At 46.9% G+C, this 12,032-nt stretch carries 8 protein-coding genes and 1 riboswitch; of the genes, 4 read left to right on the forward strand and 4 right to left on the reverse strand.

Features of this window, described 5'->3' with window-relative positions; all coding sequences use genetic code 11:
* Positions 1-25 precede the first annotated feature (25 nt).
* From DWZ38_RS19775 to DWZ38_RS19785, 3 genes are all read left to right on the forward strand, one after another.
* Entirely contained in the window at positions 26-2,515 is a 2,490-nt protein-coding gene (locus DWZ38_RS19775) for a transglutaminase-like domain-containing protein (protein WP_117854853.1), read from the forward strand.
* A gap of 162 nt (positions 2,516-2,677) precedes the next feature.
* Positions 2,678-3,943 carry a M28 family metallopeptidase gene (locus DWZ38_RS19780; protein ID WP_021925230.1) on the forward strand — a complete coding sequence of 422 codons (1,266 nt, stop codon included), beginning with the start codon at positions 2,678-2,680 and terminating at the stop codon, positions 3,941-3,943.
* A 64-nt stretch (positions 3,944-4,007) separates the two neighbouring features.
* Entirely contained in the window at positions 4,008-5,330 is a 1,323-nt protein-coding gene (locus tag DWZ38_RS19785; RefSeq protein WP_117854856.1) for an alpha-L-fucosidase, read from the forward strand.
* 119 nt (positions 5,331-5,449) lie between these two features.
* Here DWZ38_RS19785 and cytX read toward each other — a convergent pair whose 3' ends face one another.
* Positions 5,450-6,628, reverse strand: a complete 1,179-nt coding sequence (gene cytX, locus DWZ38_RS19790; protein ID WP_117854858.1) for a putative hydroxymethylpyrimidine transporter CytX — start codon at positions 6,626-6,628, stop codon at positions 5,450-5,452.
* 1 nt (position 6,629) lies between these two features.
* A complete protein-coding gene (gene thiD / locus DWZ38_RS19795) occupies positions 6,630-7,442 on the reverse strand; it encodes a bifunctional hydroxymethylpyrimidine kinase/phosphomethylpyrimidine kinase (protein WP_117854861.1) in 813 nt (270 codons plus the stop codon).
* 349 nt (positions 7,443-7,791) lie between these two features.
* Positions 7,792-7,896, reverse strand: a riboswitch (TPP riboswitch).
* Between the two features lie 366 nt (positions 7,897-8,262).
* On the opposite strand from thiD, the gene DWZ38_RS19800 reads away from it, so the two are divergent.
* The gene (locus DWZ38_RS19800) at positions 8,263-8,985 is read left to right on the forward strand and encodes a helix-turn-helix transcriptional regulator (RefSeq protein ID WP_207743329.1); all 723 of its coding nucleotides are present in this window, start codon (positions 8,263-8,265) and stop codon (positions 8,983-8,985) included.
* A 96-nt stretch (positions 8,986-9,081) separates the two neighbouring features.
* Here the strand turns inward: DWZ38_RS19800 and DWZ38_RS19805 are convergent, their stop codons facing one another.
* Both DWZ38_RS19805 and DWZ38_RS19810 read right to left on the reverse strand, forming a co-directional pair.
* Complete coding sequence (locus DWZ38_RS19805) at positions 9,082-10,752, reverse strand: alpha-glucosidase (protein ID WP_117854863.1); 1,671 nt, start codon at positions 10,750-10,752, stop codon at positions 9,082-9,084.
* A 167-nt stretch (positions 10,753-10,919) separates the two neighbouring features.
* On the reverse strand, positions 10,920-11,909 hold the full coding sequence (locus tag DWZ38_RS19810) for an AraC family transcriptional regulator (protein ID WP_243000419.1): 990 nt from the start codon (positions 11,907-11,909) through the stop codon (positions 10,920-10,922).
* Between the last annotated feature and the right edge of the window lie 123 nt (positions 11,910-12,032).

The following is a 12,032-nucleotide window of genomic DNA, read 5'->3' on the forward strand; positions in this document are numbered from 1 at the left end:
TTCTTTCGATGAGGAGGATGAATATATGTTTCTTCAGAACAGTGAGAAGAAAATTGAAGAAGAATTTTTGAAATTAACAGAAAAGCTTGGAGCGGACAGAGAGCCGCTGAAGAACATCTGCGGGAAACTGGATGCCTGTGACAGGGACCTGGCGCTGGCTATGAAGTATTTGTATGTGACAGCGCCGTATAGTGATCTGGTGAATTATTCTTTCGAGGATATTAAGGATTTTGCAGGTCATGGGTTGTTTCTTTATAATCATCTGGAACGAGTGCATGCGCTTCCAGAGGAAATGTTTTTGAACTATATTCTGGATCATAGAGTGAATGAGGAAGAAGTACTTCCCTGCAGAACGTTTTTCTGGAATGAGTTAAAGGATCGTATTGAAGGAAAAAATGCGAAAGATGCGGCAATTGAAGTAAATTACTGGTGCGCCGAGGAAGCTACTTATCACAGCGGAGATGACAGAACCCTTCCGGCTCTTACGGTGTACAGAAGAGGCTATGGACGCTGCGGCGAGGAGTCTGTTTTTCTGGTAAATGCACTTCGAAGCGTGGGAATCCCGGCACGTCAGGTGTATGTGCCAAGATGGTCACACTGTGATGACAACCATGCATGGGTAGAGCTGTGGTGCGATGGAAAGTGGTATTTCACAGGAGCGTGCGAGCCCCTTATGATTCTGAACAAAGGTTGGTTTACCAATGCTTCCTCCAGAGCAATGATGGTCCATTCCCGATTGTTTGATCTTTTCCCAGCAGAGGGAGAGGATGTGATCGGCAAAGAGGGTGCAGCTGTTATGCTGAACCAGACTGCACGTTATGCCAAGGTAAAGAAGGTCACTGTGAAGGTTGCAGACCGCGCAGGTGCTCCGGTGAAAGAGGCCCAGGTGCAGTTCCAGGTTCTGAACATGGGAGAATATTATCCAATTGCCAAGGCGAAGACCGATGAAAATGGAACCGTTTCTCTGGTTACCGGACTTGGAAGCGTGCGTGTTGCCGCGTTCCGCCCGGACATGGAAGGATTTGCCCAGGCAGATGTGGATACCAGAGAGCAGGTGAATGTGAAGCTGATTCTTACAGGAGAGGCTGTGGTAGCAGAGGACTGGAAAGCTGTAGATGTGATCGCACCTGTAGACACTCCTGTGAACCCGGATATGCCCACTCCAGAGCAGAAAGCAATCGGAACCCGCCGCCTGAATGAGGCGAATCAGCTTCGCCGCGAGAAGAAAGAGAACTGGGTGAATCCAGAACTGACGGCATTTCTTGCAGGAGAAGATGAGAAAGAGCTTCGCCAGGCAATGGCAGATGTTTTGTCTGAGAAGGATCACACGGACTGCGTGTGCAGCGTATTGGAAGAGCATCTTGCATATGGCAAAATATATGCACAGCAGTATAGAGAAGCAGATGAGTACGATTTATATATCAACTATGTTTTGAATCCCCGTGTAGAATACGAGCTTCTTCGCCCATACAGAAAAGGTATTCTCTCATTCTTTACAGAAGAACAGAAAGCCGCTTTCCGTGAGAACCCGGCAGAAATCTGGAACTATATCAGAGAGCTCATTACTGCTTACCCATATAACGAGCGTGAGACTGTAATGGAGACTCCATACGAATGTCTGATATCCGGCATCGGAACAGAGCGCTCCCAGAAAGTGCTTTTCGTAGCAATTGCCCGTACTCTTGGAATCCCGGCCAGATTAAATCCTGGAAGCCATGTAATGGAGTACTGGGATAAATGCCAGTTTGTATCTGTTCTGAAACAGGAGAAATGGAGCGCAGCTCTTTACCTGAAAAAGGAAGAGGGTACCCAGTGGAATTATTACCAGAACTGGACCATTGGACGTCTTGTTGGAAACGAATATGCTTCCCTGGATCTTACAAACAGAGCCTGGGAAGGAGATACTTTGGAACTGGCGTTGATTCCAGGCACATACCGGATCATCACCACCAACCGCCTGCCAAACGGAAACCAGTTCTCCTGGGAAAAGACAATCATTGTGAAGGACGAAGAGAAACATTACGAAACTCTGCGCCTTCGGGAAGCACAGCTGGGGGATATGCTGGAGCGTATTTCCCTGCCAGAGTTTGAGGTAAAAGATGCAGATGGCGGAATTGTGACCTGCGCAGACCTTACCCGGGGTGGCAAGAAAATCCTTATGTGGCTGGAAGAGAGCCGTGAGCCTACCGAGCATATTTTGAACGAAATGCTGGAACATGCAGAAAAATTCCACCAGTTTGAAACCTGCATTTCTTTTATGATCCGTACTGGGGAAGCTAAGGGCGACCCGCTTCTTGCAAAGGTTCTGAAGACTTTCCCGAAGATTTCCGTTTACTACGATTCTTTCGAAGAAAATATTGAGCTTCTGGGCAGAAGAATGTATGTGGACCCGGATAAGCTTCCGCTGATTCTGGTAACAAACGGAGAATCTGTGGGAATTTATGCAACCAGCGGCTATAATGTAGGAACCGGCGATATGCTGATTCGTATTATGGAAGAAGTGCCGGAGATGTAAGCCTTTGAAAAATGATTTTTCATGGATAATGTTTGGTGAATTGTGGTGAGAAATTATGCGAAGCATGATTTTGGCATATGAGACAAACGGCAACTATAAAGAACAATACATAATATTAAACTGTGTTTGGAACTGAGAACTGTTTTTAGTGGAGTATATATTATGAATCATTACACAGAAATTCACCCGGATGGAACAAGAGCCTATCAATTTGTTGCGGATACCGCCTATGTCCGTGAGTCCGGGACAAAAGGGGAACACAAGGCAGCAGAATACATCCTGAAGGAAGCGGAAAAGATCGCAGCTCAGCCAGGAAAAGAAACCTATATCCAGACTCCCCGCATGGAGCTTTTCCAGTGCCCGGATTTCCAGGAGAAAAGAGCTGAATTGACCATCTGCCAACCTTATGAGAAATCTTATCGGGTGCGTGCATATTTGAACGGTGCATGCACCCCGGCAGAAGGCATCACTGCCCCATTTCTTTTCGTAGGAAAAGGAGATGACATCAGTCTTTCTAAGGCGAAGGGCGCTGTTGTGCTGGTGTGCGACCCTGTACGGGAGGATATGATCAACAAGATTAAGGATGCTGGGGCTGTGGGATTTGTGACGGTTTGCGGTACACCGCTTGATCAGGGCGAGGACAGAACGCCTATACAGTACCGCCGCAAGGCATGTGACCTTCCGGGGGCAGCTATTCATTATCTGGATGCCGTGGAAATTGTAGAAAAAGAAGCTTCCATGTGCAGGCTGAATATTCAGCAGAGCGAAATTTCCCGGAACTCTGCCAATGTGGCAGTCCGCATTCTGGGAACTGAATTTCCAGAGGAAATCGTCACAGTGACGGCTCATTATGATTCTGTGCCGGAAGGTCCTGGAGCCTATGACAACATGTCCGGCGGTGCTATGGCGATGGAAGCTTTTCTTTATTTCGCAGAGCACAGACCAGCCAGAACCATGGAGTTCATCTGGTTCGGTTCCGAGGAAAAAGGCCTGATCGGAAGCCAGAACTATGTGAAATCCCATGAAAACGAAATGGGAAAACATGTATTTAATCTGAATGTAGATCTGGCAGGACAGCTTCTTGGAGGAAATGTGCTGGGAGTGACTGCGGATCCTACGGTGTGCGCAGCGTTAAAAGCGCTTATGGAGGAAAATCAGCTTGGCGTTACCATCAAAAACCAGGTCTGGGCCAGCGACTCCAACACTTTTGCATGGAAAGCTGTTCCAGCTCTTACCTTGAACCGCGATGGTTTCGGCATGCATACGAGACACGATACCGTAGAATATATTTCTCCCCGTGCGCTGGCGGAAGGGGCGAAAACCCTTTGCACAGCTGCCGCATGGGTGGCAAATGAGCCAGAGCTTTCATTTGAGCGGGAAATTCCCGCAGATATGAAGAGGGAATTGGAGAAGTATTTTGCTTCATGATAAAATTCTGAACTGAGTATTTATTTGATTGGTTGAGATATTTTTGATAGGAAAGGACGAAGAAATGAATAAAGTAATCGAAGAAAGAACCAAACGTACCCAGTGGTACCGTGATGCCCGTTTCGGCATGTTTATCCACTGGGGGCTGTATGCAATTCCAGCCCGTGGTGAGTGGGTAAGAAGTGTGGAGCAGATTCCCCATGAGGAGTACTGCCCACTGACAGAAGAATTTACAGCAGAAAATTACAATCCAAGAGAATGGGCTCGTTTGGCAAAGAAAGCCGGCATGAAGTACGCCGTACTTACTGCCAAGCATCATGACGGTTTCTGCCTGTTTGACACCAAGCTGACCGACTACAATTCCATGAACGCAGCCTGCCACAAAGACTTGGTAAAAGAATTCCTGGAAGCTTTCCGTGCAGAAGGAATCAAGGTAGGCCTGTATTTTTCCATTATCGACTGGCGTCACCCGGATTTCCCGCACTATGGCGACATGCATCACCCAATGCGAAACCACCCGGAATGCTCCAATGAGAACCGGGATTTTGACCGCTATCTGGATTTTATGTTTGGTCAGATCAAAGAGCTTCTTACCAACTATGGCAAGCTGGACTTGATGTGGTTTGACTTCTCCTACGGCGATATGAAGTGCGACAAATGGAAAGCACAGGAGCTGATTTCCATGGTTCGTTCCATTCAGCCGTGGCTGATCATTGATAATCGTCTGGAAGGAAGTGCAGAGGATTCCGGTTCTATTCTTACAGCCAACCCAACGGAATATTCCGGAGATTTCGCCTCTCCGGAGCAGATGATCCCTCCGGCAGGAATCCGCAATGAGTTAGGTGATCCGGTGCCGTGGGAAGCGTGCCTGACCCTGAACAACAACTGGGGCTATGCATCCAGCGATCACCATTATAAATCAGCGGAGATGGTCATTCATATGCTGGTTGAGTGCGTCAGCAAAGGCGGCAACCTTCTTCTGAACGTAGGCCCGGATGCCAAAGGCCGTATTCCAAAGGAATCCGTGAAGATTCTGGAAGAAGTGGGCGAGTGGATGGACGAGAACTCCAAGAGTATTTACGGCTGCGGCTACGCCGGAATTGACAAGCCGGAATGGGGCCGCTACACCCGCAATGGCAGCAAGATCTACGCCCACGTTATGGAAGCCCAGGCCGGAGCCATTCCCCTCACCGGAATCCACGGCAAGATCAAAAGACTCCGCCGCATCAGCGATAATTCCGAAGTTCGCCTGACAAACTACTGGAATCTGAAAGAATACTCCCAGAACCAGTTTTTCTTCCTTAACGCAGACACCTGCGACAGCTACCCCCTCCCAGATCCCCGGGATACAGTTGTGGAAGTGACGCTGGAGGAAAACGAAAATTAAAGCATGTCTGGTTCCTATACACGGTGTGAATACGATACGTTTCGATAAGCCAAAACGAAAGCCCTCGGAGTTTTTTCTCTGAGGGCTTTCATGTTTATTACTACATGGAATTGGTTGATTTATGAATTTTTTTCTTTAAAAACATTTCGTGCCGCCATGCAGATCAAAATAGTGATCACCATATCCGGCAGTGTATTTCCTACCGGGATATCAATTCTCATTAAAATTCGATACAGAATGAATCCAATTACCCAGATCACAGCATTTGTGATGTCAACGGCCTCGCCCAGGCTGTCGGCGCGTTTGAGCAGGAAGAAATCTGCAATCTGGATGGCAATCATAGGTGCAAACACGGAACCAATAAGGTACAGGAAATCTGTAATATTGTCCATTGGATAAACAATGGCGCCGATGGTTCCAATCACAGTCACTGCAATGGCCGCATATTTTCCATTGATCCTGGAAAATACAGATTCAGAAGAAATTCCGGCGGAATAAGCATCCAGGAATGTGGTGGTAACAGTGGAAAATACAATGATCAGAAGTCCTGCGATTCCAAGTCCTGCTTTTACCATGATCTGTGCAATATCAGACTCTCCGGTATAAATAGCAGCGCCCATACCGATCACGTACATCCAGCAGCTTACCAGGCCATAAATAATCGCACTCACTGCGGTAGCCTTCACAGGTTCCTTTGCTTCCCTTGTGTAGTCGCTGATAAGCGGCAGCCAGGACAGCGGCATTGCTACAGACAGCTCTACAGCAGCGCCAAAGGACATTGCCTCTTCTCCAATAGCAAGTGCTGTGCCGCCATCAAAAAAGATCAGCTTGCAAAGCACCAGTGTGAGAATAAACAGAGCCGCCATTGCGATGGTGTTGATTTTTCCCAGGTTGGTGATACCGATGAAGATCCACAGCACGATCAGTGCGCCAATAACCAGACACCATACCCAGCTGCCTGTATGAAGCACACCGTCAGCTGCCAGCGCGCCGTCATAGATCATAATGGCAGTCCAGCCCACCAGCTGGAGCACATTCAGGAAGGAAAAGAAGATTCCGCCCTTTTCCCCGAAGCTCATTTTTACAGTTTCCATAGCACTGCGGCGCGTTTTGCCGCCGATCACGCCTGCAAGGAAAAGCATGGTGCAGCCTATAAGATGTCCGATAATAATGGCAAGAAGCCCTTTTTGAAAGCCCAGCGGGGCAAAGTAAGTTCCTGTGAGGATTTCTGCCAAGGAAACGCCTGCGCCGAACCAGATCAGGCCGTTTTCGAAGATGGAGGTACGTTTTTCGGTCATGTTAGTTGTCCTCCTTGGCTAATGTAAATTCATTTTGAATTGCAAATCCATGATTCATAGGTCCGCTGCCTTTTCCCAGATCCAGCATGGCAGCCAGAGCACCGGAAATGTACTTCTTGGCACGTTCCACAGAAGTATCCAGGTCAAATCCCTTTGCAAGATTAGAAGCAATGGCACTGGATAAAGTGCAGCCGGTTCCATGCGTGTTGGGATTGTTGATCCGTTTTCCCTGGAACCATTTGTAACCGCCGTCACGCCACAGAAGGTCATTCGCATCGTTCAGCTGATGTCCGCCCTTGCAAAGCACTGCGCAGTGATATTTTTTCCCAATGGCAGCAGCGGCCTTGATCATATCGTCGGCTGTCTCTATTTTCATTCCGGAAAGAACTTCAGCTTCCGGAATATTTGGCGTGAGGACCGTTGCCATGGGAAGAAGCTGGCTTTTTAGAGCATCAATTGCCTCGTCGTTGATCAGCTTGGCTCCGCTGGTGGCTACCATAACTGGATCCACAACGATGTTTTTGGCATCATACTGATGAAGCTTCTTCGCAATCGTTTCAATCAATGCGCTGGAAGATACCATTCCAATTTTCACTGCGTCAGGATAAATATCTGTGAAAATATTATCCAGCTGTTCTGCCAGAAATTCTGGCGTTGCCTCCATGATTCCTGTTACACCGGTAGTATTCTGTGCGGTAAGTGCGGTAATTGCACTCATAGCATATACTCCATTGCTGATCATTGTCTTGATATCAGCCTGGATACCGGCGCCTCCGCTGGAGTCACTTCCAGCGATTGTTAATGCTGTTCTCATAATGTCTCATCCTTTCTCTTGTCCTGCCTGGCAAAATACCGGACAGGCTCTGGTGTTATTTATGCATTAATTTTATATAGCGTCCGAAAGTGGTGCCCCCAGCCGAACGCTGCATTGCTGCCTCTATAAGGAAATGTCTGCTGCGCAGACATTTGAAAGTCAGCTATTACGCGTCTGCGACGCTTCCATAGTTGCCGCCCGTATTCGTAATCTGGGCTATTGCCCTACTTACTCATACGGTCTAGCCTGTCCGATATCCATGAATTCGCTCATGCAGGCATGGCTCACTCATGGTTGCCGTCCAGGACTTTCAAAATAAAAAAGAGACACCCGCGTTCTGGTGTCTCCGAAAAAAATCATTATGACTTCCTACGGCGGCATTATCCGCATCAGGTAAAGGGTCGAAATTCATAATTTCCTCTCAGCCTGTTTACAAGCTCCCCTGTTCTTTTGTCATTATAGTAATAATGGGAAAATTTGTCAATAAATTGTTTGTAAGATAAAAAATTCCGCAATTTTACCGCAATCAACCATCGGTAGGGTGACGAATTCCCTGATTTATGGCATAATCAAGATAACAAATCAGCCAGATTCCTACGGCTGTCTTGATCGCGGCAAGGTTCTTACTAGTACATCGTTTTCGAAATAACTATACCACTCACTTGCCTGTGAATCCGATTGCCCAGGTATAAAAGCCTCAGCGCAGCCCGCTACGCCTGCGTTTTTATACCTGCACACTCGAATCCACATCCTACGCGATTGGTATAGTTATTTACGAAACGATGTACTAGAAGAAAGAACCATCACAAGGAGGCACATCATGACCGACATAACAAAAAATGAAATAGGCACATTCATCGCCGCATGCCGCAAAGAGAAAAAACTAACCCAAAAGCAGCTGGGTGAAAAATTAAATGTAACGGACCGCGCCGTTTCCAAGTGGGAGACGGGCCGCTCCTTTCCAGATGTGAGCCTTATGGAGCCCCTCTGCAAAGAACTGGACATTTCTGTCAGCGAGCTTCTGGCAGGGAAGCATTTAGAGCCGGAGCAGTACCAGAAAGAGACGGAGAAAATGCTCATGGACTCTGTTAGCACTGGACAGCTTATGGGACTGCAGGTGGTGCTGTATATCCTTAACCTGACAATATTTGTCCTGGTAGATTTTCCCTTTATTGTTAGAAAAATCAGCGGACTTCCACTGATTCATTATATCAGCATTACCTGTTGGCTCCTGGCGTTGGTACTGATCTTCTGCGTGAGTTATCTGGATAAAAAATTGCCGGCAAGGAAATTCCGCACATCAAATGTAATGCTGGAACGGATCATCGGTGCCGTGACGTTTCTGGTAATTATGTCAGTCAATTTTGTGGTCAGCGGTGGTCTGTCTTACATAAAAGATTTTAATTTCGGTGAAAAAATTTATACAGTGATTATTTTTGCCGTTAGTCTTGCTGTTGTGGTCGGAGTTCGAGGGATTGTAGCGCAGATACGCAAAGAAGAGTGGGAGATGGAGCAGGAAAGAAATACTTCCCAAAAGGAATAACCCCTTTGCCCGAATTTTCCAAATAATCAAAAACTGCCCCGCAGAGTCGATTTACCTGAGAAAGAAAAATCGATTCGGCGAGGGCAGTCCTTTTTATTATGCTGCCAATTCCAGAACCAGCACCTGATATCCATGCAGCTTAATCTTATTTCCATCTATAACTACATCTGGATAATTATTGATCAGCACTTTTTTGCATGCGCCTGGAAGCTCAATTTCCTGCTCATCCCACTGATAATTTCCAACTACCAGAAGCGTCTTATCCCACTTACGGTAGTAAGCCATCAGATTGTGGCGCTCCTCCATAAATGGCTCCAAAGCACCGTACACAACTGTCTCCTTATATTCCGGATCCTTGCGAAGTGCAATCAGTTTCTTATAGAAATTCAGTACAGAGTCCGGATCCTGCGCTTCTTTTTCCACGTTAATGGCAGTATAGTTGGGATTCACCCGAAGCCATGGAGTGCCAGTGGTAAATCCAGCGTTTTTCCCATCTGACCACTGCATCGGTGTCCGCGCATTATCCCTGCTGCGGCGTGCAACTGCCTTCAATGCTGCATCAGGAGCAAGTCCCGCATCCAGTGCAACCTTATACTCATCCAAAGTAGAAATATCATCCACCTCATCAATGGATTTAAACGGCACATTTTCCATGCCAAGCTCCTGGCCTTGATAAATAAACGGCAGTCCGCGGAGCATAAAATTCAATGCTGCCAGCATCTTTTTGCTGGTATTGCAGCAGTCTCCCTCTGGAATATAGTGGCTCACACCACGAGGCTCGTCATGATTTTCAATAATATTGGAAACAAATCCGAAATTCCCCATTTTTGCCTGTGTCTCAAAACAGCAGCGCTTGTAATCGTCCGGTGTAATTTCCTTACAGTCATACCAGCCCTTTTCCGATCCGCCGAAAATCGTTTCATTGAAATCAAACATGGAAGAGAAATATCCATTATCCCCAATGAAATCCGGAAGCTCCTCGTCCTTTGCGTTGAAAACTTCGCCTACGGAAAAAGCATCGTGTGGCTTAAAGGTGCGGTCCCGCATTTCTCCAAGGAATTCCCCGATTCCAGTCGCTTCTTCCAGCATTTTTCCAATATAGCAAAGTCCGTCCTCGCGGTCTGGCTCGTAATTATGCATGGGAAGAGCTTTCTTAATATTAATGATCGCATCAATTCGGAAACCGCCCAGGCCCTTGTCCAGCCACCAGTTGATGTTCTTGTAAACCTCTTCACGAAGTTCCGGATTTTCCCAGTTCAGGTCTGGCTGTTTCTTGTGGAAAACATGAAGATACTGCTTGTTGGTTCCCGGAAGATCCTCCCACACAGGGCCGCCGAAATAAGAGCGCCAGTTGGTTGGAAGCTCGTCTTCTTTTTTGTCCCTTAAATAAAAGAAGTTTCCGTATTTTCCATCTGGATCCTGGCAGGCTTTTTTGAACCATTCGTGTTCGTCGGAGCAGTGGTTTACAACCAGATCCATCAGAATGTACATGCCGCGCTTCTTAGCTTCTGCAATCAGGCGGTCCATATCTTCCATGGTGCCAAAGCGGGGGTCAATGTCATAATAATCGGAAATATCGTAGCCCTGGTCTGCCAGCGGAGAGCGATAGCACGGGGAAAGCCAGATGATATCTACGCCAAGATCCTTCAGGTAATCCAACTTCTCTATAATTCCCGGCAGATCGCCGATTCCGTCACCGTTTGTATCGTAAAAGCTCTTCGGGTAAATCTGATAGGCAACCTTATCCTGCCACCATTTTCTTTCCATATGTATATCCTCCTGTAAAAAAGTGTAGTTCGCGTCTTTGTTATGAGTACATTATACATACATATATTTGAAAAAACTTCCCTTAATATGATAAAAAAATACGAAATTTTGACATTTTAAAACTGGGCGTTTCATAAATGCAATTTGAGGAGGAAAGCAGAACAGCACTATACATTTATATGCTCAGGAGTCTGGCTGCGTTTTCGGTACTGCAGCGGCGTAGTACCTGTGTATCTGCGGAATTCCCGGAGAAAATTTCCCATGTTATTATATCCGCAGTCCAGGCAGACCTCCGTAACCGGAAGCGAGCTGTCCTTCAAAAGCCGCACTGCCTGCCGAATCCGGTACTCATTCAGATATTCCACTGGCGACAGCCCGATGGCTTTTTTGAAAAAACGGCAGAAGTACTGCTCGTTAAGCCCGATCAGGGAAGCCAGGTCACGGATGTATATTTTCTCCTGGTAATGCTCCCGGATGTAGGTAATCGCCGTCTTGATCGTTTCCACTCTGTGGTCATCCGTTTTTTCTGTCCGGGAAAAAAGCTGGTATCTGGACATAAGAGCGAAAAATTGCAGAAGGGAAGCCTTGATCGTCAGCTGGTCTGCAAGCTCCACCGACACCGTTCCGGAGGCACGCAGGGATGTGAGGTGAAAATGCTCCGTTTCCGTTGTCAGAGTTTCGGGCGAAGAGCAGTGGGAAAAAGCTTCTGCAATATTCAGAAATATGGTCCGCAGCCGGGGAAAAGCTGGATGTTCTTTTTCAATGGATCTTGGAAAATGCAGCTGTCCGTTTTGCAGCGGCTGGATGAGCTGGGACTGAACCGTATCATAAAAAGGGGAGCAAAGCAGCTCCGGGTGAAAGACCACTGCATATTCCTGCACGACTTCTGTAGAAGCAGCCCGAACGCTGTGCAGTTCACCAGGGTTAATAAAATAGAAGCATTCCGATCGGATATCAAAAGCTTCCATATTAATTTCCATTCTGAAATTCCCGCCTGGAAAATACAGAATCTCAGCTTCTTTATGCCAGTGATGTTTTACCATAAACCCATGACCGCTCATTTGCGTCTGATAAAATGCGCAGGGAAAGGACTGGGTCCCGTGTGGGCTGGCTTCTTTTAATTCTGGGGATTGTGGATGGTACATAATCGCCTCCATAAAAATACTTTCTTATAATGTATTACAGCGCTGTTTCAGATGCAAGATAATAGTAAACAAAAAAATCTGCAATTATTTGTAAAAAGTGCTTGACTTCTCCTTGCGGCAGTGGTATATTAAACA

The sequence above is a fragment of the Ruminococcus sp. AF31-8BH genome (assembly GCF_003460605.1).
Classification (GTDB): Bacteria; Bacillota; Clostridia; order Lachnospirales; family Lachnospiraceae; genus Blautia_A; species Blautia_A acetigignens.

Excerpts from the sequence above, each read along its gene's own strand:
- thiD (WP_117854861.1), bottom strand. The coding sequence starts at position 7,442 with ATGAGAACAGCATTAACAATCGCTGGAAGTGACTCCAGCGGAGGCGCC.
- DWZ38_RS19785 (WP_117854856.1), top strand. The coding sequence starts at position 4,008 with ATGAATAAAGTAATCGAAGAAAGAACCAAACGTACCCAGTGGTACCGT.
- DWZ38_RS19780 (WP_021925230.1), top strand. The coding sequence starts at position 2,678 with ATGAATCATTACACAGAAATTCACCCGGATGGAACAAGAGCCTATCAA.
- DWZ38_RS19810 (WP_243000419.1), bottom strand. The coding sequence starts at position 11,909 with ATGGAGGCGATTATGTACCATCCACAATCCCCAGAATTAAAAGAAGCC.
- DWZ38_RS19805 (WP_117854863.1), bottom strand. The coding sequence starts at position 10,752 with ATGGAAAGAAAATGGTGGCAGGATAAGGTTGCCTATCAGATTTACCCG.
- DWZ38_RS19775 (WP_117854853.1), top strand. The coding sequence starts at position 26 with ATGTTTCTTCAGAACAGTGAGAAGAAAATTGAAGAAGAATTTTTGAAA.
- cytX (WP_117854858.1), bottom strand. The coding sequence starts at position 6,628 with ATGACCGAAAAACGTACCTCCATCTTCGAAAACGGCCTGATCTGGTTC.
- DWZ38_RS19800 (WP_207743329.1), top strand. The coding sequence starts at position 8,263 with ATGACCGACATAACAAAAAATGAAATAGGCACATTCATCGCCGCATGC.